Origin of the sequence: Stenotrophomonas chelatiphaga (assembly GCF_001431535.1) — a bacterium.
In the GTDB taxonomy this organism is placed as follows: domain Bacteria; phylum Pseudomonadota; class Gammaproteobacteria; order Xanthomonadales; family Xanthomonadaceae; genus Stenotrophomonas; species Stenotrophomonas chelatiphaga.
Map to the genome: position 1 here is coordinate 1 of NZ_LDJK01000007.1, position 24,149 is coordinate 24,149.

24 protein-coding genes and 1 rRNA gene are annotated in these 24,149 nt (G+C 66.2%); 19 read left to right on the top strand and 6 right to left on the bottom strand.

Annotation, left to right across the window (positions count from 1 at the left end; translation table 11 throughout):
- Positions 1–193 precede the first annotated feature (193 nt).
- Positions 194–308: ribosomal RNA gene (gene rrf / locus ABB28_RS02165) — 5S ribosomal RNA — on the top strand.
- 52 nt (positions 309–360) lie between these two features.
- Here the strand turns inward: rrf and ABB28_RS17900 are convergent.
- From ABB28_RS17900 to hemH, 3 genes are all read right to left on the bottom strand, one after another.
- A complete protein-coding gene (locus ABB28_RS17900) occupies positions 361–1,209 on the bottom strand; it encodes a hypothetical protein (RefSeq protein ID WP_152983356.1) in 849 nt (282 codons plus the stop codon).
- 80 nt (positions 1,210–1,289) lie between these two features.
- A complete protein-coding gene (locus tag ABB28_RS02175; RefSeq protein ID WP_057507044.1) occupies positions 1,290–2,129 on the bottom strand; it encodes an alpha/beta fold hydrolase in 840 nt (279 codons plus the stop codon).
- The gene (gene hemH, locus ABB28_RS02180) at positions 2,126–3,088 is read right to left on the bottom strand and encodes a ferrochelatase (RefSeq protein ID WP_057507045.1); all 963 of its coding nucleotides are present in this window, start codon (positions 3,086–3,088) and stop codon (positions 2,126–2,128) included. The genes ABB28_RS02175 and hemH overlap by 4 nt, the downstream gene beginning before the upstream one ends.
- Before the next feature lie 162 nt (positions 3,089–3,250).
- Here hemH and ABB28_RS02185 point away from each other — a divergent pair, with 162 nt between their 5' ends.
- The 4 genes from ABB28_RS02185 to tatC all read left to right on the top strand — a co-directional run bounded on the left by ABB28_RS02185 (position 3,251) and on the right by tatC (position 5,701).
- Entirely contained in the window at positions 3,251–4,147 is an 897-nt protein-coding gene (locus ABB28_RS02185) for a lipid-binding SYLF domain-containing protein (RefSeq protein WP_057507046.1), read from the top strand.
- 79 nt (positions 4,148–4,226) lie between these two features.
- Positions 4,227–4,457, top strand: coding sequence for a Sec-independent protein translocase subunit TatA (gene tatA, locus ABB28_RS02190; RefSeq protein WP_057507047.1), 231 nt, complete (start codon positions 4,227–4,229; stop codon positions 4,455–4,457).
- A 15-nt stretch (positions 4,458–4,472) separates the two neighbouring features.
- A complete protein-coding gene (tatB, locus tag ABB28_RS02195) occupies positions 4,473–4,958 on the top strand; it encodes a Sec-independent protein translocase protein TatB (RefSeq protein ID WP_057507048.1) in 486 nt (161 codons plus the stop codon).
- On the top strand, positions 4,955–5,701 hold the full coding sequence (tatC, locus tag ABB28_RS02200; RefSeq protein ID WP_057507049.1) for a twin-arginine translocase subunit TatC: 747 nt from the start codon (positions 4,955–4,957) through the stop codon (positions 5,699–5,701). The genes tatB and tatC overlap by 4 nt, the downstream gene beginning before the upstream one ends.
- 70 nt (positions 5,702–5,771) lie before the next feature.
- Here tatC and ABB28_RS02205 read toward each other — a convergent pair whose 3' ends face one another.
- Genes ABB28_RS02205 through ABB28_RS02215 form a run of 3 tightly spaced genes read right to left on the bottom strand, consistent with a single transcriptional unit; the run spans position 5,772 to position 9,270 of the window.
- Entirely contained in the window at positions 5,772–6,671 is a 900-nt protein-coding gene (locus ABB28_RS02205; RefSeq protein WP_057507050.1) for a BPSS1780 family membrane protein, read from the bottom strand.
- A gap of 51 nt (positions 6,672–6,722) precedes the next feature.
- Positions 6,723–7,469 (bottom strand): glutamine amidotransferase, encoded by a 747-nt coding sequence (locus tag ABB28_RS02210; RefSeq protein WP_057507051.1) that lies wholly within the window; start codon positions 7,467–7,469, stop codon positions 6,723–6,725.
- Positions 7,441–9,270, bottom strand: coding sequence for a GspE/PulE family protein (locus ABB28_RS02215; RefSeq protein WP_057507052.1), 1,830 nt, complete (start codon positions 9,268–9,270; stop codon positions 7,441–7,443). The genes ABB28_RS02210 and ABB28_RS02215 overlap by 29 nt, the downstream gene beginning before the upstream one ends.
- Before the next feature lie 129 nt (positions 9,271–9,399).
- On the opposite strand from ABB28_RS02215, the gene glyQ reads away from it, so the two are divergent.
- The 14 genes from glyQ (at position 9,400) to ABB28_RS02285 (ending at position 23,970) form a co-directional block, all read left to right on the top strand.
- On the top strand, positions 9,400–10,314 hold the full coding sequence (gene glyQ / locus ABB28_RS02220) for a glycine--tRNA ligase subunit alpha (protein ID WP_057507053.1): 915 nt from the start codon (positions 9,400–9,402) through the stop codon (positions 10,312–10,314).
- A gap of 69 nt (positions 10,315–10,383) precedes the next feature.
- Entirely contained in the window at positions 10,384–12,453 is a 2,070-nt protein-coding gene (gene glyS / locus ABB28_RS02225) for a glycine--tRNA ligase subunit beta (RefSeq protein WP_057507054.1), read from the top strand.
- Positions 12,454–12,562: 109 nt separating this feature from the next.
- Entirely contained in the window at positions 12,563–13,324 is a 762-nt protein-coding gene (locus tag ABB28_RS02230) for a helix-turn-helix domain-containing protein (protein ID WP_161809839.1), read from the top strand.
- 219 nt (positions 13,325–13,543) lie between these two features.
- The gene (locus ABB28_RS02235; RefSeq protein WP_057507056.1) at positions 13,544–13,927 is read left to right on the top strand and encodes an InvB/SpaK family type III secretion system chaperone; all 384 of its coding nucleotides are present in this window, start codon (positions 13,544–13,546) and stop codon (positions 13,925–13,927) included.
- On the top strand, positions 13,924–14,760 hold the full coding sequence (locus ABB28_RS18425) for a hypothetical protein (RefSeq protein ID WP_057507057.1): 837 nt from the start codon (positions 13,924–13,926) through the stop codon (positions 14,758–14,760). Before ABB28_RS02235 ends, ABB28_RS18425 begins: the two co-directional genes overlap by 4 nt.
- Positions 14,761–14,803: 43 nt before the next feature.
- Entirely contained in the window at positions 14,804–15,061 is a 258-nt protein-coding gene (gene sctS / locus ABB28_RS02245; protein WP_057507162.1) for a type III secretion system export apparatus subunit SctS, read from the top strand.
- 11 nt (positions 15,062–15,072) lie between these two features.
- The gene (sctT, locus tag ABB28_RS02250) at positions 15,073–15,861 is read left to right on the top strand and encodes a type III secretion system export apparatus subunit SctT (RefSeq protein ID WP_057507163.1); all 789 of its coding nucleotides are present in this window, start codon (positions 15,073–15,075) and stop codon (positions 15,859–15,861) included.
- Complete coding sequence (locus tag ABB28_RS02255; RefSeq protein ID WP_083491866.1) at positions 15,858–16,940, top strand: EscU/YscU/HrcU family type III secretion system export apparatus switch protein; 1,083 nt, start codon at positions 15,858–15,860, stop codon at positions 16,938–16,940. Before sctT ends, ABB28_RS02255 begins: the two co-directional genes overlap by 4 nt.
- A 26-nt stretch (positions 16,941–16,966) precedes the next feature.
- Positions 16,967–17,509 (top strand): SycD/LcrH family type III secretion system chaperone, encoded by a 543-nt coding sequence (locus ABB28_RS02260; RefSeq protein ID WP_057507058.1) that lies wholly within the window; start codon positions 16,967–16,969, stop codon positions 17,507–17,509.
- Between the two features lie 178 nt (positions 17,510–17,687).
- Positions 17,688–19,370, top strand: coding sequence for a type III secretion system translocon subunit SseC family protein (gene sctE, locus ABB28_RS02265; protein WP_057507059.1), 1,683 nt, complete (start codon positions 17,688–17,690; stop codon positions 19,368–19,370).
- Positions 19,371–19,408: 38 nt separating this feature from the next.
- Positions 19,409–20,698, top strand: a complete 1,290-nt coding sequence (locus tag ABB28_RS02270) for a hypothetical protein (RefSeq protein WP_057507060.1) — start codon at positions 19,409–19,411, stop codon at positions 20,696–20,698.
- Between the two features lie 66 nt (positions 20,699–20,764).
- Complete coding sequence (locus ABB28_RS02275; RefSeq protein WP_083491867.1) at positions 20,765–21,781, top strand: IpaD/SipD/SspD family type III secretion system needle tip protein; 1,017 nt, start codon at positions 20,765–20,767, stop codon at positions 21,779–21,781.
- Between the two features lie 13 nt (positions 21,782–21,794).
- Positions 21,795–23,726, top strand: a complete 1,932-nt coding sequence (locus ABB28_RS02280; RefSeq protein ID WP_152983357.1) for a hypothetical protein — start codon at positions 21,795–21,797, stop codon at positions 23,724–23,726.
- The gene (locus ABB28_RS02285) at positions 23,713–23,970 is read left to right on the top strand and encodes an acyl carrier protein (protein WP_057507063.1); all 258 of its coding nucleotides are present in this window, start codon (positions 23,713–23,715) and stop codon (positions 23,968–23,970) included. Before ABB28_RS02280 ends, ABB28_RS02285 begins: the two co-directional genes overlap by 14 nt.
- Positions 23,971–24,149: the final 179 nt, after the last annotated feature.

Sequence of the window (24,149 nt, forward strand, 5' to 3'; positions counted from 1 at the left end):
CTAATGATCCGTGCGGCTTGACCATATAACCTCAAGTTGCCTTGGCCGACATGACATGTCGATAGATCCAAGTGCACGCTACGTCACAAGACCAAACGAGAGGCAGGCGCCCAGGCGCGTCTCTTTGTAAAGCCGGCATATCCATGCCCGCTCCCTGCAAAGACACGCTCTGCGGCGACACTCCAAAAGCCTCCCTGGTGAAATTAGCGCTGTGGAACCACCCGATCCCATCCCGAACTCGGAAGTGAAACGCAGCTGCGCCGATGGTAGTGTGGCTCAAGCCATGCGAGAGTAGGTCATCGCCAGGGTTTATACCCAAAAACCCCGCTGCTCACGCAGCGGGGTTTTTCTTTGTGCGCGTCATGGCGCCCCTTGGGACAGCCCCTGGATCCACGCTGCCCAGTGCGGACCCGAGGCGCGGTACATGGCTTCACGTTCGCGCAGCGCGGGTCCTTCTTCATGCAGCGCGTTGAATATCTTCAGCAGCGTGGCATTGCCCAGTGCCTGGTCATAGCGACCACCGAGCAGCGTTGCCATCTCGGCCAGGTAGGCGTGTTTGCCTGTAGAAACGTCGCTGGCACCGGAACGTTCGATATCCCACCGTTCCAGCACCGCGGTATGGGCTTCCAGCCACTTGATCGCCGCTGGCAGCAGTGGTCGCAGGCAGCCCGGCCTGTCGAGATACGCCGCGAATACCGGTTGCGCCAGCAGCTCCGACGGCGCCTTGTCCAGCAGCAACTGACGTGCAGACAGCTCGAAGACCCGCCGTGCCGACGGCGGCCAGGACGCATCAAGATCCGACAAAGCATGCGCCACCAGGTCATTCTGGAGCATCCGCCAGCCATGGCGAAGTTGCCACGAACAGGCTTCAAGGGCCGCGTGTTCCTGCGCCGTAAGCGTCGGGCTGCTGGTGTCATCGACAGCAACATGCGTCAGGGGCGCGCCGACGCATTCCCTTTGCGTCCACACCAGCTCGGAAGGCACAACGCGCATGTAGCCTGAACGACATTGCGAGGCCTGCTGGGGCGTGGTCCGGGCAGCACCGGTACTTGGCTCCCACGTCCGCGGATGCGGGCGGTTGCCAAGGGCGCGTAGGGAAAGTGCCTGATGTATGTGCTGCGTCGTCGACGCGGCAGGAATGGCGGGTGCCACGCGCTGGATGCTCAGCACGGACAGGGCGGCGGTAACGGCGGGAGGGGGCTGGGGCATGCTGGATCCTGGGAGATGATGCAGGTCATCGTTCTCCCCATCAGATCACCTACACCGCACGCACGCGCTTCAAAAACCGCTCAGCCCAGGAATCGCAGGATGATTCCGGCTATGTCGGCCGGTCGTTCCATGTGCACATGATGGGTACCGGGCAACACAGCCAGCTGGCCGTGGCGCAGATGCGCGAGGCGATCGCTGCGCAGGGGCTCGGGATAGTAGGACTGGGCCGGCGTGGCATAGATCACCTGCACAGGACACGCGATCGCCTGCAGCAGGTTGTCGATCTGGCCCTCGGTCAACCGGATCGCGGTCGGCAGCATCAGCCGTTGATCGGTGCGCCAGCGGTACCCGCCCGGCACTTCCTGCACGCCGCGCTCCACCAGCAGCCGTGCGTTGGCTTCGCTCAACTGGTTGGCCATCATCCGGGCGCGGATCGGGGCGGCCAGCGTGGGGAACACCCGCAGCGGTCGAACGGCGGTCCTGCGGCTGGCATCGACGTGCTCGCGCAGCCGCTGTGCCGTTTCCGATTCGGGTCCGCGCAGGCCACCCAGTGCCTCGATGGCGACCAGGCGCTCGACGCGCTCGGACACCGAGGCGGTCAGGCTCGCGATACCAGCGCCCATCGAGTGGCCAAGCAGCGTGAAGCGCTCCCAGCCCAGCGCATCGGCCACATCCAGCACATGGCAGATCGCTGCCGGCGTGGTGTAGCTGGCATCGCGGGACAGGTGGGAGCTGAAGCCATGCCCGGGCAGATCCAGCATGACCATGTCCAGCCCAGGCAGGTGGTCCAGCAGCGGGACGAAGCTGGCGGCGTTGTCCAGCCAGCCATGCAGGGCCAACACCCGGGGCCCTGGGCCGGGTCGCCGCAGACCACTCGCGACCTGCCCAGCGAGCTGCAGCGAAAACGGCTGCAGGCTCACTTCAATGCGTCCTCCGCCAGCTGCGCCAATGCGGCCGCGTGCGCGGCATCATCGTTCAGACAGGGGATATAGCGCATCTGCGCGCCGCGCTCAGCCAGGGTATGGGTGAAGCCCAATGCGACCTCTTCCAGTGTTTCCAGGCAATCGGTGGCAAATCCGGGGCAGACCACGTCGATCTGCTTCACGCCGCGCTCGGCCAGCGCCCACAGGCTGGGTTCGGCGTAGGGCTGCAGCCACTTCTCACGGCCGAATCGCGACTGATAGCCCATCTGCCATTCACTGGCTGACAAGCCCAGCGCCGCCGCGATCGCCGCAGCACTTGCCTCGCATTGCCGCGGATAGGGATCACCGGCATCAGCGACACGCTGCGGGATGCCATGGAACGAGAAAAACAGGATCTCGCCCCGGCCGTTCTGCTCCCACCACCGGCGGATCGACCCGGCAACCGCCTCGACCCAGGCCGGGTCCACCGGATAATCGCGGATCAGCGTGACCTGTACGTCGCCATTCTTCTGCCGCCAGCGATCCACCAGATCCTGCACCGACGCGGTCGTGGTGGTTGAATACTGCGGATACAGCGGCAGCACCACGATCCGGCGGATACCGGCGGCCTTGGCCGCATCCAGCTCGCTGCCCAGCGCGGGAGCGCCGTAACGCATCGCATGGCGGACCCGACGACCGGGCATCACGCGCTGCATCGCCTCGGCCAGGTTGCGTGTGTGCACCATCAGCGGGGAGCCGCCCGGCAGCCACACCTGCGCGTATTTTTCCGCCGAACGTCCGCTGCGCAGCGGCAGGATGATGCCGTACAGCAACGGCTTCCAGAATAGCGCCGGGATTGCGACGACGCGCGGATCTGAAAGGAATTCAGCAAGATAGCGCCGCACTGCGGGGGCAGTCGGGGCTTCGGGCGTGCCTAGGTTTACCGCCAGCACGGCGGATTCGGGTGCGTCGAGCATGGGTCATTGTCGCCGATGAAGTCCAAGGGGGGGATGAGATCGATCAATGAGAGTTATCGAAAGAGTGAATGGACTACTAAAACACTCATAGCTGATTCATCCGAAGGGCCCTACTTTCAGCTACTTGCTATATCTTCTTCGTGAACAGATACGGAGTCCGTCATGCGTCGCCTTCGCCTTACCCTGCTGATCACCGCTGGCCTGATGTTGAGCAGCCAGGCTGCGCTTGCCGGCCCCCTGGAAGACCAGCGTGCGCGCAATGCGGTCCGCGTGCTGGCTGAGATCCAGGGCATTCCCGAACAGGGCATCCCGGACAAGCTGCTCGATGAGGGCCATGCGGTCGTCGTCATCCCCGACACCATCAAGGCCGGTCTGGTCATCGGCGGTCGTCGCGGCCACGGTCTGATGTCGGTGAAGATGCCCGACGGCAGCTGGTCCAATCCGGTATTCATGAAGCTCACCGGTGGCAGCATCGGCTTCCAGGCCGGCGTGCAGTCCTCGGATGTGGTGCTGGTGTTCCGCAACGAACGCAGCCTGGACAACCTGGTCAATGGCAAGTTCACCCTCGGCGCGGATGCCGGCGTGGCGGCCGGCCCGGTCGGGCGCAACGCGGCCGCTGCAACGGATGGCCAGTTGAAGGCGGAAATCTGGTCGTGGTCGCGCGCGCGCGGGCTGTTCGCCGGCGTGGCGCTGGACGGCGCGGTGCTGCAGATCGACGACGCCGCCAACCTGGATGCCTATGGCAGTGGCACCACGCCGCGGATGATTTTCGAAGGGCGTGCCGCAGGTGCCCCGTCGATGGACGTGGTCGCCTTCCGCGATCGCCTGGAAGAGGCGACCTACGCCGCCCGCAACAATCGCGGTTCCGCTGGTGCCGCGCCCGCCCCGCGTGCGGCAGCGGCCGCGCCGGCCGCCCCGGCGCCGCAGGTAGCTGCGCCGCCGGCCGCTGAAGCGACCACCACGCCACTGCAGAACGGACCTGCCACGCCCCCGCCGCAACAGGGCTTCCAGCCGGTCACCGAAGGTGAAATCCGTACCGAGTCACTGGACGGCAACTGACTTCCAGCATGCGCGCCGGCCCCCTGCCGGTGCGCTATGCTCGGGGTCCTGATCCCTGAATATATTTGCGAGCGTCTTTATGGGCAGTTTCAGCATCTGGCACTGGTTGATCGTGCTGGCCGTGGTCCTGCTGGTGTTCGGCACCAAGCGGTTGACCAGCGGCGCCAAGGACCTCGGCTCGGCCGTGAAGGAATTCAAGAAAGGCATGCGTGACGAAGACAAGCCGGGTGCACAGCTCGGTGACGAATCGCGTAACGATGCCTCGCGCAGCAGCACGGTGCAGGACGAGCGCGACCGCGACCCGCGTTGATCCGGAGGGGTAGCGGTGTTTGATATCGGCTTCAGTGAGCTGCTGGTCATTGCGATCGTGGCATTGGTGGTCCTTGGCCCGGAACGGCTGCCGAAAGCGGCGCGCTTTGCCGGCTTGTGGGTGCGCCGTGCGCGCAACCAGTGGGATTCGGTGAAGCAGGAACTGGAGCGCGAACTGCAGGCCGAGGACATCAAGCGGCAGATGCAGGACGTGCGCCAGTCGATGCAGGACACCGAAAGCGAACTACGCGCCAGCGGCGAAGCGGCGCGCCGGCAGATGCAGGAGGTTGACGACCAGGGCCGTGGGATCGCCGAAGAAGTGCGCGGCACGCCCCGCGCTACCGCGTCGGTCGCTGATGTCCGCCCTGTGTCTGAACCCGTTGCGTCGGATCCTCCACCGTCCGCATCGAGCGTGCCGCCCGGCTCCAGTCCGGCACCTGCAACGACTGAGCTGCCGGCCGAAGCGCCTGCGCCTGCCAATGCGAAGGAGAACACCCCATGAGCGAGCACGAGTTCGGTGAAAGTTCGCTGGTGGAGCATCTGGTCGAACTGCGCGCACGCCTGGTACGCGCGCTGCTGGGCCTGGGTGTGGTGCTGTTGGGCCTGCTGCCCTTTTCGCGCACCCTGTACACCGTCGTCGCCGAGCCGCTGATCTCGCAGCTGCCCAATGGGCAGTCGATGATCGCGATCAATCCGGCCGGCGCCTTCTTCGCCCCGCTGAAGCTGACCTTCTTCGTCGCCCTGTTCGTGGCGATGCCGTGGTTGTTGTACCAGCTGTGGGCCTTTGTCGCGCCGGGCCTGTACGCGCGCGAAAAACGACTGGCCGTGCCGATCCTCGGCTCATCGGTGCTGCTGTTCTACATCGGCTGCGCGTTCGCTTATTTCCTGGTCCTGCCGGCGGTCTTCCACTTCCTGACCACGTTCCGACCGGACGTGATCGCGATCACGCCGGATGCGAACGCCTATCTCGACTTCGTGCTGGCGATCTTCTTCGCCTTCGGTGGCAGCTTCGAACTGCCGGTGGCGATGGTCATCCTGACGCTGCTCGGCTGGGTCACGCCGCAACAGTTCAAGGAAGGTCGCGGTTATGCGGTGGTCGGCATCTTCGTGCTGGCCGCGGTGTTGACGCCCCCGGACGTGGTGTCGCAGCTGATGCTGGCCATCCCGATGTGCCTGCTCTACGAGCTCGGCATCCACGCCTCGAAGTGGCTGGTGCCCTCCAGCGTCCGCCAGACCGAACCCTGACCCGGTAGCGCCGGTAGCGCCGGGCCATGCCCGGCGAGTGCAGCGGAGGGCGCGTGGCCCCCGCCTTCGATCAGGCGTGGAACACGTTCGACGGTCCGCTGTCCGGCAATGCCGGCGGCGCGCCCACTTCGCCGAACATCTGCTTCCAGGCGCTGTACACCGCGCCGGCGAACACCGGCATGATCACGCCCATCAGCAGCAACTGCGCGGCGAACAGGGCCAGCATCGCCCCGCCGACCAGCTGGGCCACCATCGCCACGATCATCACCAGGAAGTAGACGGCGAACACCGCCACGAAGGCGAGCAGGAAGAACACCAGCATCGGCAGGAGGTTGTGCACGCAGGCGCGCAGGCTCAGGCGCAGCGCCTGCAGCCCGTTGCGCTGCTCGAACATGACCTGCGGTGACAGCGTGAACAGCGCCAGCGCCACCGCGATGAACACCACCAGCACGCACAGCAGCCACAGCAGGATGCGGCCGGCGGGCAGGCTGGCGGCCAGCGCTTCCATCTCCGCTGGGCTCGGCTGGGCGCCGGACTGGCTCAGTTCGTTGAGCTTGGTCATCACCTCGCTGAGCTGGCCCAGGCCGGAGCTGCCGATCAGCAGCAGCAGCAGGATGCCCAGCACCAGGCCGGCCACCAGCTGCGGCAGCAGCGACACCAGCAGGTGCGGCGCGCGGCCGTCGTGCAGGCCCTGCAGCAGGTGCGCCGGCTGTGCCGGACGACCGTGGTCGACCTCGCGCACCGCCCACACCAGCCCACCGAAGATCAGCGGGCCGGCCAGCGCCATCACCAGCTGCGCCGGCAGCGCCAGCACCGGTACCATCGTCGCCAGCGCCGTCACCAGCAGTGCCGCCAACGCCCAGATCATGCCGAGGATGCCCAGGCCCAGCGGCGCCTTGCGCAGCAGGGTGAAGCCGGACACCAGCCATTCCGCACCAGCCGAAGCCGGTAGCTTGCGCATCTCGCTCATACGAATCCGAAAAACAGGGGAGGGGCAGGGCACAGGCCCCGCGTCCGGTGATTATCCCTGTTTTACGACGCCGTGACCTGAAGCGTGACGGGCCTGGCGCACGAAACGGCGCAGCAGCTGGCGGGCCAGCGGGGCAGCGGTGACGGCCCGTTCAATGCTGCGCGCGCAGCCGCCGTGCTGGCGGATGCACTGGGCACGGGCGCGCACGTAGCCGCGCATGTGGTGGGTGGCGAATTCCGGATGGAACTGCACCCCCCAGGCGCGGTCACCCCAGCGGAAAGCGTGGCAGCCATCCAGCGTGGAACGGGCCAGCACCGAGGCACCTTCCGGTGCGCGCAGCACCGTCTGCATGTGCGTGGCGTGGGCCGGGAAACGCGACGGCAAGCCGCTGAACAGTGGGTCCTGGTCGGCAGCCGGATCCAGTGACAGTTCGATCGTGCCCGATTCGCGGCCGGCCGGGTTGTAGTCCACCTGCCCGCCCAGCGCGTGCGCCAGCAGCTGGTGGCCGTAGCAGATGCCGAATACCGGACTGCCGCCGTGCACCGCCTCGCGCAGCCAGGCCGCGCTGCGTTCGCTCCAGTCGGCACGATCGGTCACATAAGCGGCCGAGCCGGTGACCAGCACGCCGGCATAGCCGCGGACATCGGGCAGCGTGTCGCCGTGTTCGGCGTCGACCACCACGGTTTCCTGTACTTCCAGCCCCGCCGCTACCCGGATCCAATGCGGAAAACGGCCGTAGCGCCGCAGCGAGGCGAGCGGTCGGCCGGTTTCAACGATCAGGAAGGGCAGGCGGTTCATCGGCAGCGGGCACGACTGACAGGACTTCCTCGATTGTAGTCAGCCCAAGGGCCACCTTTTCAAGCCCTGCCTGGCGCAGGGTGCGCAGTCCTGCACCGCGTGCTTCACGCGAGAATGCCCCCAGGTCCATGTCGGCGCGGATCCGGCCACGCAGCCGCGAGCCCAATGGCAGCAGCTCATACAGCCCGATCCGCCCCATGAATCCGGTGCGCCGGCACTCCAGGCAACCGACCGGCCGATACGGCGTGGCGGCATCTGGATATGCCATCTGGCCATCAGCCAGTACCGCCCAGTCGGCCGCTTCCAGCACGTGCGGCACCTTGCAGTGCGTGCACAGGGTGCGCACCAGCCGCTGGGCCAGGATGCCGTTGAGGGTGGAGGCCAGCAGGTAGTGCGGCACGCCCAGGTCGAGCAGGCGGGTGATCGCCGAAGGCGCATCGTTGGTGTGCAGGGTCGACAGCACTAGGTGGCCGGTGAGCGAGGCCTGCACCGCCATCTGCGCGGTTTCCAGGTCGCGGATCTCACCGATCATGATGATGTCCGGGTCCTGCCGCAGCAGGGTGCGCACACCGCTGGCGAAATCCAGGTCGATGTTGGTCTGCACCTGCATCTGGTTGAATTCCGGGGCGATCATTTCGATCGGGTCTTCCACCGTGCACACGTTCACGTCCGGGGTGGCCAGCCGTTTCAGCGTGGAATACAGCGTGGTGGTCTTGCCCGAGCCGGTGGGACCGGTGACCAGCACGATGCCGTGCGGCTGCTCGACCAGCGTGTTCCAGCCGGCCGCTTCCTGCGCGCTGAAACCCAGCTGGTCGATGCTCTTGAAGGCTGCATCGGGATCGAAGATGCGCATCACGCATTTTTCGCCGAACGCGGTGGGCATGGTGGAAATGCGCATTTCCACTTCGCGGCCCCCCGGCGAGCGGGTCTTGATGCGGCCGTCCTGCGGGCGTCGCCGTTCGCCCAGGTCCATCCGGCCGAGCACCTTGATCCGGCTGACCACGGCGGTCATCACCGCCGGCGGCACTTCGAACACCTTGTGCAGCACGCCATCGATGCGGAAACGCATGCGGCCCATGTCGCGCCGTGGCTCCAGGTGGATGTCCGAGGCGCGCTGTTCGTAGGCGTACTGCAGCAGCCAGTCGACGATGTGCACGATGTGCTGGTCGTCGGCATTGACGTCGCCGGCACGGCCCAGTTCCACCAGCTGCTCGAAGCTGGGCAGGGTGCTGCTGGTTTCCGAACGGGCATCGCCGCGCGCGCCACGCACCGAACGGGTGACCCCGTAGAACTCCATGGTGTAGCGGTGCAGGTCCAGCGGATTGACCAGGGCCAGTTCGATGGGGCGCCGGGTGAGGTGCTGCAGGTCGCGCCGCCACTCCTGCGCCAGCGGTTCGCTGGTGGCCACCAGCACGCGTTCGCTGTCTACCGCCAGCGGCAGGAAGCGATGCCGGCGCGCATAGGCGTGGGACACCAGCGCAGTCACGCTGGCCACGTCCACCCGGGTCGGGTCGATGCGCAGGTAGCGGGTGCCGGTGCGCTTGGCCAGCCAGTCGGTGAGCCGCTCCAGCCCCAGTTCGCCGCCGCCGCTGGCGGCCAGTTTCAGGTTGGCCAGCAGCACCAGCGGATGCACTTCGCTGGCGTTCTTCGCGCCCTGTGCGGAAAAGCGCACGCGCTCCAGGTCGCTGTCGGCGACCAGGCCATCGGCCACCAGGGCGGTGGCGACCTGTTCGAACAGCAGCCGGCCGGGCGGCAACACCGCTGCCGGATACGGGGACGACGCTATCGGGTGCTGCTCCATCGTCCTGTGTCCTTGGTTGCCACATGGTGCGTTGAACGCCGCCGCCGCGCCGGCCGGATCGCGCCCAGCGCCCGGCGGTGGTCGCTCGTTATACTAGCGCACCCCTCTGCCCGGCCAAGAAACGACCGCATGTCCGCGACCCCGACCGTTCCGATCACCTTCCAGGGCCTGATCCAGACCCTGAACCAGTTCTGGGCGCAGCAGGGCTGCGTGCTGATCCAGCCGCTCGACCTGGAAGTGGGCGCCGGCACGTTCCACCCGGCGACCTTCCTGCGCGCGATCGGCCCGGAGACCTGGAATGCCGCCTACGTGCAGCCTTCCCGGCGTCCCACCGATGGCCGCTACGGCGACAACCCGAACCGCCTGCAGCGCTATTACCAGTACCAGGTGGCGATGAAGCCGGCGCCGGACAACATCCAGCAGCTGTACCTGGATTCGCTGAAGGCGCTGGGCATCGATCCGCTGGTGCATGACCTGCGCTTCGTCGAAGACAACTGGGAATCGCCGACCCTGGGCGCCTGGGGCCTGGGCTGGGAAGTCTGGCTCAACGGCATGGAAGTGACCCAGTTCACCTACTTCCAGCAGGCCGGTGGCCTGGAGTGCCGCCCGGTGCTGGGCGAGATCACCTACGGTCTCGAACGCCTGTGCATGTACCTGCAGAACTGCGACAACGTCTACGACCTGGTGTGGACCTATGGTCCGGACGGCACGCCGGTGACCTACGGCGATGTCTACCACCAGAACGAAGTGGAGCAGAGCACCTACAACTTCGAACACGCCGACGTGGAAGAAATGTTCCACCGGTTCGATGCCTGCGAACGCGAAGCGAAGAAGCTGGTCGAACTCGGCCTGCCGCTGCCGGCGTATGAGCAGGTGACCAAGGCCAGCCACGCTTTCAACCTGCTCGATGCGCGCCGTGCGATCAGCGTGACCGAGCGCCAGCGTTACATCCTGCGCGTGCGCGCGCTGGCCCAGGGCGTGGCCCAGGCGTATTACGAACAGCGCGAGAAGCTCGGTTTCCCCGGCGCCAGAACGCAGGCCTGATTCCCGCACCTTCCCGAACACCCGGGCGCCGGCCGCGTCGCGCGCTGCGCCCCCAACTGGATTGAACCGATGAGCCACCTGTCTCCCCTGCTGATCGAACTGGGCACCGAAGAGCTGCCGGTCAAGGCCCTGCCTGGCCTGTCCCAGGCCTTCTTCGATGGCATCGTCGACGGCCTGCGCAAGCGCGGCGTCGAGGTCGACCTGGGCGATGCCCGTCCGCTGTCCACGCCGCGGCGGCTGGCCGTGCTGCTGCCGGGCGTGGGCACCGAACAGCCCGAACAACACAGCGAAGTGCTCGGCCCGTACCTGAACATCGCACTGGATGCCGACGGCCAGCCGACCAAGGCGCTGCAGGGCTTCGCGGCCAAGGCCGGGATCGACTGGAGCGCGCTGGAAAAGACCAGCGACGCCAAGGGCGAGCGCTTCGTGCACCGTGCGGTGAAGCCAGGTGCGCGCACCGCCGACCTGCTGCCGGACGTGCTGCGCGAGGCGATCGCGGCGATGCCGATCCCCAAGCCGATGCGCTGGGGTGACCATGCGTGGGGCTTCGCCCGCCCGGTCCATTGGCTGGTGCTGCTGCACGGCCCGGACATCGTCGATGCCGAACTGTTCGGCCTGAAGGCCGACCGCATGAGCCGCGGCCATCGTTTCCACCACGACAAGACCGTGTGGCTGACCCAGCCGCTGGATTACGTCGAGTCGCTGCGCTCGGCCTTCGTGCTGGTCGACCCGGCCGAGCGTCGCCAGCGTATCGTCGCAGAAGTGGAAGCCGCTGCCGCCACCGCCGGTGGCAGTGCGCGCATCACCGAGGACAATCTCGGCCAGGTGGTCAACCTGGTGGAGTGGCCGTCGGCGGTGCTGTGCAGCTTCGAACGCGCGTTCCTGGCGGTGCCGCAGGAAGCGTTGATCGAGACGATGGAGATCAACCAGAAATTCTTCCCGGTGCTGGATGACGCCGGCAAGCTGACCGAGAAATTCATCGGCATCGCCAACATCGAATCCAAGGACGTGGCCGAGGTGGCCAAGGGCTACGAGCGGGTGATCCGTCCGCGCTTCGCCGATGCCAAATTCTTCTTCGACGAAGACCTCAAGCAGGGGCTGGAGTCGATGGGCGATGGCCTGAAGACGGTGACCTACCAGGCCAAGCTGGGCAGCGTGGCCGACAAGGTCGCGCGCGTGGTTGCGCTGGCCGATGCCATCGCCCCGCAGGTCGGCGCCGACCCCGTGCTGGCCCGGCGTGCCGCGCAGCTGGCCAAGAACGACCTGCAGTCCCGCATGGTCAATGAGTTCCCCGAACTGCAGGGGATCGCAGGTCGCCATTACGCGGTGAGCGGTGGCGAGTCGCCGGATGTCGCGCTGGCCATCGATGAGTCCTACCAGCCGCGTTTCGGCGGTGACGACATCGCACTGTCGCCGCTGGGCAAGGTGCTGGCGATCGCCGAGCGCCTGGACACCTTGGCCGGTGGTTTCGCCGCAGGCTTGAAGCCGACCGGCAACAAGGATCCCTTCGCCCTGCGTCGCAATGCGCTGGGCCTGGCCCGCACGGTCATCGAAAGCGGCTTCGAGCTGGACCTGCGCGCGCTGCTGGCGCAGGCCAACACGGGGCTCGCACCGCGCAGCGTGCAGGCCGACGTGGCCGAACTGTACGACTTCATCATCGAACGCCTGCGTGGCTATTACGCCGACAAGGGCGTGCCGGCGTCGCAGTTCAACGCGGTGGCCGAACTGAAGCCCGCATCGCTGTATGACTTCGACCGACGTATTGACGCTATCGGCACGTTTGCAGCCTTGCCGGAAGCGCCGGCCCTGGCGGCAGCGAACAAGCGCATCGGCAACATCCTGCGCAAGGCCGACATCGAGATCCCCGGACAGATCGATCCGGCGCTGCTGCAGGAAGACGCCGAACGCGCGCTGGCCGAAGCGGTCGCCGCGGCCATCGACGATACCGGTGCCAGCCTGCAGCAGAAGGACTACGTCAGCGTGCTGGAACGGCTGGCACGCCTGCGCCCGCAGGTGGACGCGTTCTTCGACCAGGTGATGGTCAATGCCGACGACCTGGCCGTGCGCGGCAATCGCCTTGCGCTGCTGAAGCGGCTGGCCGACCGCTTCGATGCGGTGGCATCGCTGGCCCAGCTGTAACCCGGGCACCACCGGATCCAGGCCAACGTGGGGGCCGCCATGCAGCCCCCACCTAAAATCGCAATTCGGCTCATAGCCGTCTGCGGCATGACGCAACACCATGTGCGTCATGTCGTACTCCAGCCTCTCTCCACATTCGCAGGCGCAGGCGTCCAGCGTTTCGTACGTGGTGCCACGCGCTGAATCCGTGCTGCTGGTCGCTGGATGCGGGACCGCGGACGTCGAACTCGGTGCACTGCGCGGTTCGGCCGATGGTCACCATCGCATGGTGATCGAAACCGGCGGCAGCCTGCTGCTGGCCACCGGCGAGCGCCCGCTGATGCTGCAGGGCCGCAACCTGCAGGTGCTGCCGTTGCCGGACAGCGCCACGCGCCTGCTTGCCTTCCACGACCACGCCAAGGGCCTGCAGCGCACGCTCGAAGGCGACCGTCGCAGTGCCGCCCTGCTGCCGCTGCGCGGCGCGCTGGACCCCCCACACGCGCCGCAGCACTGGCTGCTGGGCGAACTGCTGGGCGACACGCCGGCGTTCCAGGCCATCGCCGCACGCTGGGCGCGGCGCGAGGTCTACCAGCTGGTGCGCTTCGTACTGGAAAACCCCGATCACGGGGTGCAGAAACTCGCTGATCGCTACGGCCTTTCCGTCGCGCAGTTCCGGCGTATCGGCCGACGCGCCTTCGGCCGCTCGCTGAAAGAACAGCTCAGGTTGCTGCGCGCCGGCCGTGTACTGCATCGCTACGCCGACACCGGACACACCTTCACCCGCCTGTCGTCGGATTTCGGATTCTCGTCGCCGTCGCACTTCTGCAGCGAGATCAAATCGCTGTTGGGCAGGTCGCCCAGTTCCATCTATCAATCAGTCCACTCCCTGTGAAATCCATGCGCTCTTTTCTCTGCCTGCTCGCACTGCTGGTCGCCGGGTCGCGATCGTCTTCGAGCCGTTGCTCGCAAGCCGACCGGAGGCGTTGCTGCTGGTAGCGCCGGACGTGCGCAGATTCGTCAAGCGTTTCATCGAAACCCGATTGCCAGGTCTTGCGGTGCTCTCCTTTTCGGAAATATCCGATGCCGTATCCCTTGATGTAGTGAGATCCCTATGACGCTCAAAGAAACCCTCTGCGAGGCCCTCGACCAGCTGGGTGCGAATTCCGGCGATTATCAGTTCGATGATCATTCCACCATCGTCATGTCCTTCGACGATGTGGGAGATATCTATCTCGACCCGCGGGAAGGTGAGCAGGTCTGGCTGTGGGGCGCGATCGAGGAAATCGGCGCGCGTGCAAGTGGCGTGCTGGCCGAACCCTTGCTGGCGGAAGTAATGCGTCCGGTAGCGCATTGGGATGCCGGTGCGATGGTGCTGCGCGAAGACGGCAGGGTCGGCGGGCTGCTGCACCCGGACTACGTGCAGCAGCCAGCCCGGCTTGCCGAGGCGCTGCAGGATTTCCACCAGTGTCTTGCGCGGCTGCAGGCGCTGCGATGACCCTGCTGCGCTCTCTCTGGCGACCTGCCGCGCATCCCGCCGCGATCATCGGCTCGATGCTGCGCGCGCCGTTGCCGCAGGTGGCGATAGGCGATGTATGCCGGCTGCAGCAGGCGGCCCATGACGATGCGCCTGTTGGCTCGGGCACCGTCGTGGCGATGGATCACGGCATTGCATCGATCGGCCTGCTACGTGACAGCGCGGGCCTGTCATCGCAGTGCCTGGTGATCCCGACCGGACACGGACCGACCATCACCGCTTCCGACGCGCTGCTGGGCAGTGTGCTGGATGGCCAAGGGGTGGAGGTGGAGCGATTGTCCGTCGCCGCTGCATCGCCCGCGGTGATCCTTGCGTTCTATGTCATGCATCCGATTGTCAGCTCCGTGCAGACGGCCTACCAGGAGCTCGACCAGCCGCTGACCACGATGCAGGCAACCGCGGATTTCCTGGACGGAAGCCTGGGCGAATACCGTGCCTACCTGGCCCGTCATGCGGACCCGGAACTGCTGCGCTTCTTCGAACGCGCGCAGGTCACCGACGGTGCGGACGTTCCACCGCCCGATCTCGCCGCTGAAGATCGATCGCTGTCCGCGTTGTTGCCGGCCTACGCGCTGAGCGAGCTGAAAGACGCGTTCCTGATGGGGTTCTACCTGTACCTGCCGTTTGTCGTGGTCGATCTGGTGGTGTCCAGCATCCTGCTGGCGCTGGGCATGATGATGATGAGCCCGGTCACCATCTCCGCGCCGATCAAACTGATCCTGTTCGTGGTGCTGGACGGGTGGAGCCTGCTGTCGCAGGGACTGGTGCTGCAGTACCTGGATGTTCCGGCATGACCCCGCCGCGTCCATCATCGGCCCGCAGGCAGGGCGCACGGCCATGAACGAACTGATGGCGATCGGCAACAAGACGCTGATGCTGGTGCTGGTGCTGTCGGCCGCGCCGGTCATCGTGGCAACCGTGGTGGGCCTGCTCATCGGCCTGTTCCAGACCGTGACCCAGCTGCAGGAGCAGACCCTCCCGTTCGGCGCCAAGATGCTGGCGGTGGTGGTGACGATGCTGGTGCTGATGGGTTGGATGGCGCGCACGCTGATCGACTTCGGCAGCCTGGTGTTCGTCCGCGCGCTGGGGGTGTAATGCAGATCGGCATGACCCCGCTGGATGGTGCGTTGCTGCAGGCACTCGGTGAGTATGCCGTGCCGGCCACGCTGGGCCTGGCCCGGCTGCTGGCGTGCTTTGCCTGGCTGCCCTACCTGTCCAGTGGCGCGGTTCCATCGCGGATGGTCAGGACGGTACTGGCGCTGGCGGTGCTGATCGGCGTATGGCCGGTGACCGAAGCGCTGCAGCGGCCGGCGGACATGCCATCACTGGCGCTGGCCGCACTGCGTGAAGTCATGGCCGGCACGGTGCTGGGGCTGCTGCTCGCGCTGCCTTACCACGTCTTCCACGCCATCGGTTCGGTGATCGACACCCAGCGCGGTGCCGGCGTCGGCGCGATGCTCGACCCACTCACCGGGGTGGAGGCCACCGAGATGGCCAACCTGCTGCAGATGATGAGCGCGGTGGTATTCCTGGTGGCAGGCGGGCTCGTGCCGCTGCTGGAGGCCATCCGGGGCAGCTACGTGCTGGTGCCGATGGGGGGCAGCTTCCTGCCGGAGCTGGGCAGCATCCACCACTTCGTGGATATCGTGCTGTCGGCCGCGATGCGCATGGCCGCGCCCGTGCTGCTGCTGTTGCTGCTGGTGGAAATCCTGCTGGGCGTGATCTCCCGTTTCGCACAGCAGCTCAATGCATTTTCGGTATCGCTGGCGGTCAAGTCGATGCTGGCCTTCGCCGCGATGGCGGTCTATTTCATGGCGGTCATGACCGATCAGGTGCCTGCCCTGTGGCGGCAGTACCCGGCGTTGCGCGGCCTGCTGCCCGGGGCGGCGGGATGAGTTCGGGCGCCAGCGAGAAAACCGAGAAGCCGACCGCGCAGCGGCTGGAAAAAGAGGGCAGGAAAGGCAAGTCATTCAACAGCCGTGACCTGGTGGCCGCCGGCGTGTTGTGGCTGGGACTGCCGGCGATCGCGCTGCTCGGATCGCTGGCGCCATTGGCCCAGCTGTACGTGGATATCGTGCGCGGCGGGTTTGCCATGACGCCCACCGCAGCGGCATTGGCCGCGTTGAAGGGGCTGCTGCTGGCGTTGGCACCGGTGCTGCTGGCGGCCGGGGTGGGCGTGGTGCTCTGTTCGCTGGCGATGAGCAGGGGACGCATCGCGACCGAGGCGATCCGCTTTGACCTGAACAAGCTCAATCCCATCAACGGCTTCAAGAACCTGTTCTCCGCCCGCGTGCTGAAGGACCTGCTGCGCACCGTGCTGTACCTGCTGTGCTGCGGACTGTTCGCGTGGCTGGCGCTGGGCATATGGGGCACCGATCTGTTCAGTCAGGTGCAGGCCAGCGATGCGCAGTTGGCCGGCGTCTGGCGGCACGTGGCGCTGATGTTCGGCCTGGGCCTGCTGCTGGCGATGGCGCCGGTCTACCTGCTCGCCGGCCTGCTGGACCACTTCCTGTTCATCCGGGAGATGAAGATGGAAAAGCACGAGGTCAAGCGCGAGCGGAAGGACAACGAAATCAAACCGGAGATCAAGCAGCGCCGGCAGCAGGTCAGCGAAGAGCTGTCGGCGCAGGTCCAGGCCGACACCCGCGGCTCCACCGTGGTGCTTGCCAATCCCACCCATATCGCCATCGGCATTTTCCTGATGGACGACAACATGCCCCTGCCGTTCGTGGCGGTGCGTGAACGGGGTGCGCGCGCACGCAAGGTGATCGCGCTGGCCGAAGCCCACGGGGTGCCGGTGGTACGCGACATCGCGCTGGCACGCGCCATCTACTTCAGCACACGCCGCTACCGGTTCGTGCACAACCGCAGCATCGAGCCGGTGATGCAGATCGTGCGCTGGCTGCGCGACGTTGAGCGCGCCGGAAAGCCGGACCGGGATACCGATGCCGCGCCGCCCGATCCCTCCGATTGACCCCTGTCCCACCACTGGAGCATTGCATGACCATTGACAACGATCCGAACCGCTCCCCCGAGTCCCCTGCCGAAGACCAGGACATCACCCGGCTCATCCTGGAAGGACTGCGCGAGGGCGCCACCGTTGCTGACCTGAAGGGCGTGAGCCGCGACACCCTGGAAGGCGTGTACGCCATCGCCCACCGGTACTACGAAAATGGACAACTGGACGAAGCCGAAGCCTTCTTCCGCTTCCTGTGCCTGTATGACTTCTACAACGCCGACTATGCGCTGGGCATGGGCGCGGTGCTGCACCTCAAGCGCGAGTACGACAAGGCCATCGGCATGTACGCGGTGGCGCAGGCGCTGAACCTGAGCGATGACCGTCCGATGTTCCATGTCGGCCAGTGCCACCTCGCCCTGGGGCGGTCCCGCAAGGCCCGGGAATGCTTTGAAGCGGTGGCCGCACGTGCCGTGGGCAACGATCTGGGGACGCGCTCGGCGGCGTATCTGAAGGTGCTGAAGGAGACCGTGGACGCTGCGGACGGCGCCGACACCAACGCCACCGAGGACGTGAGCGACGGCTGACAGGCCGGCGTCACAACGCCACGGAACGCGCCGGCACACGGGCGGAAACTGAAAGCCATGGCGCGGGCACAGCCGGATACTCACCCCACTGGATCCGTTGCCTGCCGCCACCGTGCAGTCCTGCAAGGCGACGTCCCATTCCCCGGCCCGCCCGGGCGCCACTGCAAGAGGATCACGCATGACCCTGTCCCTGTCCCCCGCTACCGCGCCGCACCTCCCGCTGGTGTTCCGTCGCAGCGGCCACGAGTCCGCCATCCAGGCCGCCACGCTGTTCGACGTGGGCCTGCCGGCCGCACAGATTGAACGGATCAACGCCGAGGTATTCGCCGCCTTCGCCGCCAGTGCGCCGCGCGCCCAGGGCGAACCCCGACCCCACAACGACGCGGTGGCCCTGCGTACCCCCGACCTGGAGCGGCTGTACCGCGCGGCCGGCGATGAAGGCCGGCGCATGTCGCCGCAGAGCCTGCGGACCTGGGCGTTGGGAGAGTTGCAGCAGTCCCTTGGCAAGCAGGGATTCGATCACATCGAGCAACGCCGGCACACCCATCGCAGCACCCTTGACGCGCGTGTGCAGCGCGCCGAACACCTGTCAGCCGAGATGCGGGCGGCGCTCGATGCGGCCACGGCAGCGCAGGACGCGGCCGAGGCCGCTGCGGGAGAGGTGGGTGCGGAGCAAGGTGCGCTGGAAGCGGCGCGCGAACATGTCCAGCAGCTGCAGAGCGAGCTGGACGCACTGCAGCCCAACGACCCGGCCCGCGCGGCGAAGCAGGAGGAACTTGCCGCTGCGCGTGAGGTCCTGCAGCAGGCGCAGCAGCGCTTCGATGCGGCAGCGCAGGCGTTGTGCGAGGCCGCGTTGGAGCTGGATGCCAAGCTGGGCGAACTGGACGAGCTGGAGGCGACGCTGCGCGGCTTCAACCAGGGCCAGGCAATGGTCGCCGGGTACACGGAGCGGAAACTGAGTTCTGCCGACACCTTGACCCTGTTGCTGGCCCTGCTGAGCAAGGAGGAGGCAAAGGACGCCATGGCAACGATGAAAACCATGAGCGAGTTCACTATCCGGACCCTCAAGGCGCGCCAGGCAAAAGAGCAGGAACGCATCCGCCAGCACGAAGAAGAACTGCAGCGCGCACGCGATGCCGAAAAGAAGACCGGCTGCGCGGGAAAGATCTTCGGCTGGATCGGCGCTGCGGTGGGTGCGATCGCCAGCATCGGCGCCATCGTGGTGGGGGCGTTGCACGGCAACGTGGCGCTGATCGCCGGCGGGGTGATGGGCATGATGCTCACCATCGACAGCATCGTCGGCATGACCACCGGATTTTCCGTGGTCGGCAAGGTGGTGGAGGGCGTCGGCTCGGTGATTGCCAAGGGATTGATGTTCTTCGGTGTTTCCGAGGACCTGGCCAAGCAGATCGGTTCGATCGTTGCCACCATCGTGGTCATGGCGGCGATCGTTGTGGCCATGCTGGTCACCGGGAATGCGGCCGCCGCGACCCGGACCGCAGCACTCGCCGTCAAGGGCGCCGTGGAAACGACGGCGGCGGCCGCGGCGCGGATTGTCGAGCAGGCGACCAAGGTGCTGCAGTTCGTGGCACAGGCGGCGGGCGCCATCGGCCAGACCGTGCACAACGTCGGCCAGGTGGTTGTCGCCGGCATCATGATCGACGTAAAAAAGCTGCTGAAACTGATCCAGGAGAGTCTGTTCGGCGATCAGCTGCTGCAGGACATCATGCGGATGTTCGCCGAGAGAACCAAGGAAAAGCTTCGCCGCTCGCTTGACCATGTGACCCAGATGAGCGACGTGCAGCAGGACCGCGCGGATACCAGCGCCTATGTCATCGGCCATATGCGCCAACGCGCCTGAGTGCGCCCCTTTCTTCAACGTCTACAGGAAAACCTTCCATGTCACAGATCTCCCCCGTCCTGCAGCCGGTGCTGCAGCGATTCGCGCCTGCGCCGAATCCCGCCCCGTCGCCCTCGTCGCTGGACGAGGCGCAGGCCCGGCGCGCTGCCGACAGCATTGCGCAGAACAGCGAACGAACGCGGCAGGAGCCGGCCCGCCGCAGCGCCCCTGATCTTGCTGCGCCGGCGGCGTCGGTGGCCGGGTTTGCCGGTTTGGGCGCGCTGCTGCCGCTGATCGCCGGCCAGCATCCGGCCATGGTGCCCGGAGCAACCGCCGAAGCGTTTGCCGTGCTGCATCGGAGCGCAGCGGTCGCGGTCGCCAGCGCGGACGCAGGCGCGCCCGCACTGCTGGCCCAGGCGAGAACACTGACGGACCTGGCTACGGTCGATGGACCGCTGGTGCTGCCGACCACGGCGGAACTGCGCGCACTGGCCGGCACTGCCGATGGCGCGCTGCCGGGCAGGGAGACGCTGCATGCAGTGTTGAGCGATGCACCGGCCGTGCGCGACGTGCTGGAGGAGCTGGCGCAGCCCGATGAGGAACCGGAGATCGGGCAGGGCGGTGATGCGCGCTCGGACTACGTGCTGCTGCTGGTCGCCCTGCTGATGAAGATGAGCGCCAGCCAGCGCGAGCAGTCGGTGGCCATGGTTCACTTGGCCGAGCAGTCGCTGGCCGCGATGACCACCAGCATGGTGGAAAGTGCGAAATCGACCCAGTCATCCAAGATCACCGCTGCCGTGGTCGGTGGGCTGATAGCCGCCGGCGGTGTCGGGCTGGGCGGCGTCGCTGCCTACAAGGGCGTACAGAATCTTCGCACCAACCGTATGGCGGCTGACGCCTCCAATGCCGAAGCCAACCATCTCAACAACCAGACGGCGGTCGGCATGAATACCGCACCGGCCGGCGCCTCGGCACGTCCGCCGCAGGTGGAAGCCCTGCGACAGCGTCCGCAGGCACTGCAGGAGACCGCTTCGGTAAGCGAGACACAATACGCCATCAACAATACGCAGCTCGGCGTGGTGTCCAGCGCGGGTCAGGCGGTCATCCAGACCGGGGGCAGCGTGGGCACCGTAGCGGGCACCCCGTTCGATATCCAGAGCACCGAGCACTCGGTCGATTCCGAGCGTGACCGGATCAACAAGGACATCGAGATCGACCTGGGCAGCAAGATCAACCAGGACGCCAACAAAAGCAGCGAAAGCCAGCAGGCGTTGTTCAACACGCTGGTCAGCCTGGAGCAGGACAAGCACGACGCAATGAAGCACGTCGTCGGCAACATGCGCCGCTGACCGCGCCCATCCACTTCCGGGGTCGGGGCGCATCGCGTGCCGGCTCCGCCTGCCACGGAGCATTCCATGACCATTGAATCCAGCCTGCCACTCGCCCGCAGTCCGTCGCCGTTGCCGCCGCCGACCCGTCCAGAACAGGGGGACGTGGTCGCGACGTTGGCTGAACGGCCTGTCCCCACGCGGCGGTCTCCCGCTTCGCCTCTATTAGCGCACCTTGCCCGGTTTGCGGAGGGCAGCCCGCTGCCAGCGGAAGACACCGAAGCCATGCTGCAGCTTGCGACCCATCAGGAAGCGCTTTTCCTGGCCAGGAAGCAGGCGGAGATAATCGATGTGCTGAGCCATTCGCCTTGGCCGGCGTTCGCCGACGCCGAACCGGACAATGCGCAGGCAAAGCTTACGATGCAGGAGGCACGCCGTGCCCTGCAGGAACGGGTTCCGCAGCAACTGCTGCAGGACGCCGAACAACGGGCCGGCGGCTCCCACGCCGATTTCTTCAAGGAGATCAGCGGGCTGATCGGTCGGCTTGATAAAGAGTGGATCGGCAAGTACAGCGGGTTGCTGGCGGGGTATGTCGGGTTCTACAGGGAACTGACCAATGCCCTGGCCTTGATCAAGGACCAGCTCGGAAAGCCGGATAAAGACGGCATGGTCGAAGTCGACTTCACTGCACTGCGCACGAAGCTTGATGACTTGAAGGCCAAGTGGGCAGGCCAGGGATTCGGTGAAGTATTTGGCACCGAGGCGGCGGCCCGACGGTATCTGGCGGAGGTGGGGATAGAGGGCCTGACCGTGGTCGAGCGAAAGCCTGGCGGCGGCTGGCAGATCAGTATCGATCCCGACCTGATCAACTCACTGCAGCATGTGTTTCCCTCGACGGTAGGTGGGATCAGCGCCAGTGCGCTGAATGAGATGATGGCCCAGAAGGAGATCATGCTGGAGCGCTTCAGTTTCATCACCCGCGCGATACCCGAGAAGTATCAGCGACAGCTGCAGATGTGGGACACGCTGGTGAAGATCCTCAGCAGCACTATCGATTCCACGACGCAGGCAGATCAGGGCGTCATCGCGGCAATGGCAGGCTGACAGGAGAATCACTATGGGCGCTGGCCCTTCAATTTCAATCTCGCCGTCCTCGACCCCTATTCTTCCCAGGGCGCACTCGAGCAAGAACAACGCGTTTGACAGCGTCGGCGTGGGCAACCGCGACCTCCCATCCAGGTCTGCTGGTGGCTACGCTGCAACCCCATCGGCGCAGGTCCGTGAGCCTGAAACGGGCGGTCCGCTGCGTCGCAGCGTATCGCTTGGAAGCCTGATCAGCGTCACCGACGTCTTGCAGAGGGCCGCGACTGCAGGCTTCGAAGATGGCTTTGGCCCGCAGGACGGCCCCGACAGCGGAGGCGTGCAGCGCGCAGACTACCTGCGCCAGCCCAGCCGAAGGAATCCGCTTGATCTTGGCGGGAATGCGCCCCGCTACCAGCAGCAGCACAGCCAGGATGTCTTCGATCTACTCACACCGGCGACGAAGCAGTGGGATGAAAGGGCCAACGCGACTGCCGGGATGCGGAGCGGGGATGGAACAACGCGGCCCCACGCGCTGTTCACCACGACAGAGACGGAGGCATCGACCATGGCGCGCGAGACCGCAGCACGCGAGGTGCTGAAGGAATTGGGTGTTTCAAGAAGCGAGGTGAACGCGCTGCTTACGCGTCACGCCGCGACAACCGGTGGCACGGCCGTGCTGAACGCATGCCGCCTGTTGTCAATGCCGAAACTGAAGGCAAACCGGCAGGCGCATGCAGCGCTGGAAAAGAAACTGGAGCGCTATCTGGAGGCCGACAAAGGCCGTTACACCGGCCTCTATCGTGCCTTCGGCACGGACGCGTCCAAGCCGCTGAAACAACTGAAAGAGTGTATCGAAGCGACCGGGCGGACCGTAGGGCCTGATCAGATCAATGCGCAGTTGTTGGAAGACCTGACGCCGACGCTGGTGCAGGCCCTGGCGGCAAAGAATCCCGAGATGTCGGCCGAGATGCTGCGGAAGCAGTTGCCGGACCTCATCAACGCGCAGGCATTGTCGGCACTCAGAACACGGCTGGACAGGGCAGATATCAGTGGCGCCCTGCAGGACGCCGAGCTGCTGCCGCAGCTGGTCCAGGCGGCCGAACGCCCCCAGCCGCCGGCCAACAAGGCGGCCGATCCGGTAGGCGATTTTGCCAAGGCGATGGCGATGGTGCTGAAAGCGTTTCCCGATATCCACATCGAAAACAACGCCCGCAACATCGTCAACCAGGACGGCTGGGTCTTCCAGGGCGCCAAGGAACCGCCCGTGCAGACGGCAGTGAAACCGCCCGTGCAGCCGGCAGTGGAACCCATCGTGCAGCCGGCGGTGACGGTGGTGCCAGCGGTGATCGAAGAGCAACCCAAGGTGGAGGCTGCGGGGGCGCAGGTGCCGGACGAGGGCATTGACATGACCGGGGACACCTCAGACCCCGACGAAGACGACGGTGTCCCGACGGAAGCCGAGCAGCCGGCAGCGCCGGCTCAACCAGAGCGCGAGGTCCCGCCGCGTACCTCCAGCGAGCGGACCTCGACGCAGTACCCGGCCGGGTTCCACGAGCGGTTCAACAGTGTGCTGAAAGAGTTGAAGAGCAGCAATGCCGCCGACCGCGTCAAATCGGTCTCGATAGGTGGCGTTGACCTGCGTCAAGCGCTCGTTGAGACGGGTCGTCCCCCGAGAGCCGCCGGGGAAGATGAGGGCGTGAACAGTGCAGCCAATGTGGCATTTACATCGCGCAGCCAGCTCAAAAAAACCACGCCCGAGAGCCCTCACGTGCAGTCGGCGACCGTCGTGCCGAATCCAGCTGCCAGTGACAGAACGCAGGAAGAAGAGGCGACTGCGGGGAGCGCACAGCCGAACAGTGGCAGGCTTGCAACGCATTCCTTCCACAGGCTGAAGGGGCCGATCCCGCGCGGGCAGCGCGCAAGCGACGTGCCTGAGCTGCAGCGCAGATCAGATGAGCGGGCCTGATACGCCCGCCAGCGGCGTGCGGCCGTTGATCGCCCTGGTCACCGGTTCGATCGCCGTGGCGGATATCCGCCACGGCGACCGACTGGTGGAAGACCTGGGCATGGACTCGCTGGAAATCGCCGATCTGCTGGTGGAGATCGAAGAGCGCTTCGAGGTGGTCATCACCGTCGATGCGCTGGCCGGTGCGCGCACGGTGGCCGAACTGGAGGCGACCGTGCGCCGGCTGCAATGTGCCACCGGATGATGCAGGCAGGGCGACTGGCAGCGGGCGTCGCGCTCGTTGTCAGTGCCGCTTCCGTGCAGGCGGCATCCTTCTACGCGGGGGTATCCGCCGATGGCCGCCTGGTGGTGGCCGAGCAGCCGATGCAGGGGCTGCACGCCTTTCATCCCGATCCCCTGCGCGAAGAGGAAAGGCGCCCGCAG

Bases quoted from the DNA above. Each gene is read 5' to 3' on its own strand.
- ABB28_RS17900 (WP_152983356.1), bottom strand. From the start codon at position 1,209: ATGCCCCAGCCCCCTCCCGCCGTTACCGCCGCCCTGTCCGTGCTGAGC.
- hemH (WP_057507045.1), bottom strand. From the start codon at position 3,088: ATGCTCGACGCACCCGAATCCGCCGTGCTGGCGGTAAACCTAGGCACG.
- ABB28_RS02185 (WP_057507046.1), top strand. From the start codon at position 3,251: ATGCGTCGCCTTCGCCTTACCCTGCTGATCACCGCTGGCCTGATGTTG.
- tatA (WP_057507047.1), top strand. From the start codon at position 4,227: ATGGGCAGTTTCAGCATCTGGCACTGGTTGATCGTGCTGGCCGTGGTC.
- tatC (WP_057507049.1), top strand. From the start codon at position 4,955: ATGAGCGAGCACGAGTTCGGTGAAAGTTCGCTGGTGGAGCATCTGGTC.
- ABB28_RS02205 (WP_057507050.1), bottom strand. From the start codon at position 6,671: ATGAGCGAGATGCGCAAGCTACCGGCTTCGGCTGGTGCGGAATGGCTG.
- ABB28_RS02210 (WP_057507051.1), bottom strand. From the start codon at position 7,469: ATGAACCGCCTGCCCTTCCTGATCGTTGAAACCGGCCGACCGCTCGCC.
- ABB28_RS02215 (WP_057507052.1), bottom strand. From the start codon at position 9,270: ATGGAGCAGCACCCGATAGCGTCGTCCCCGTATCCGGCAGCGGTGTTG.
- glyQ (WP_057507053.1), top strand. From the start codon at position 9,400: ATGTCCGCGACCCCGACCGTTCCGATCACCTTCCAGGGCCTGATCCAG.
- glyS (WP_057507054.1), top strand. From the start codon at position 10,384: ATGAGCCACCTGTCTCCCCTGCTGATCGAACTGGGCACCGAAGAGCTG.
- ABB28_RS02230 (WP_161809839.1), top strand. From the start codon at position 12,563: ATGTCGTACTCCAGCCTCTCTCCACATTCGCAGGCGCAGGCGTCCAGC.
- ABB28_RS02235 (WP_057507056.1), top strand. From the start codon at position 13,544: ATGACGCTCAAAGAAACCCTCTGCGAGGCCCTCGACCAGCTGGGTGCG.
- ABB28_RS18425 (WP_057507057.1), top strand. From the start codon at position 13,924: ATGACCCTGCTGCGCTCTCTCTGGCGACCTGCCGCGCATCCCGCCGCG.
- sctS (WP_057507162.1), top strand. From the start codon at position 14,804: ATGAACGAACTGATGGCGATCGGCAACAAGACGCTGATGCTGGTGCTG.
- sctT (WP_057507163.1), top strand. From the start codon at position 15,073: ATGACCCCGCTGGATGGTGCGTTGCTGCAGGCACTCGGTGAGTATGCC.
- ABB28_RS02255 (WP_083491866.1), top strand. From the start codon at position 15,858: ATGAGTTCGGGCGCCAGCGAGAAAACCGAGAAGCCGACCGCGCAGCGG.
- ABB28_RS02260 (WP_057507058.1), top strand. From the start codon at position 16,967: ATGACCATTGACAACGATCCGAACCGCTCCCCCGAGTCCCCTGCCGAA.
- sctE (WP_057507059.1), top strand. From the start codon at position 17,688: ATGACCCTGTCCCTGTCCCCCGCTACCGCGCCGCACCTCCCGCTGGTG.
- ABB28_RS02270 (WP_057507060.1), top strand. From the start codon at position 19,409: ATGTCACAGATCTCCCCCGTCCTGCAGCCGGTGCTGCAGCGATTCGCG.
- ABB28_RS02275 (WP_083491867.1), top strand. From the start codon at position 20,765: ATGACCATTGAATCCAGCCTGCCACTCGCCCGCAGTCCGTCGCCGTTG.
- ABB28_RS02280 (WP_152983357.1), top strand. From the start codon at position 21,795: ATGGGCGCTGGCCCTTCAATTTCAATCTCGCCGTCCTCGACCCCTATT.
- ABB28_RS02285 (WP_057507063.1), top strand. From the start codon at position 23,713: ATGAGCGGGCCTGATACGCCCGCCAGCGGCGTGCGGCCGTTGATCGCC.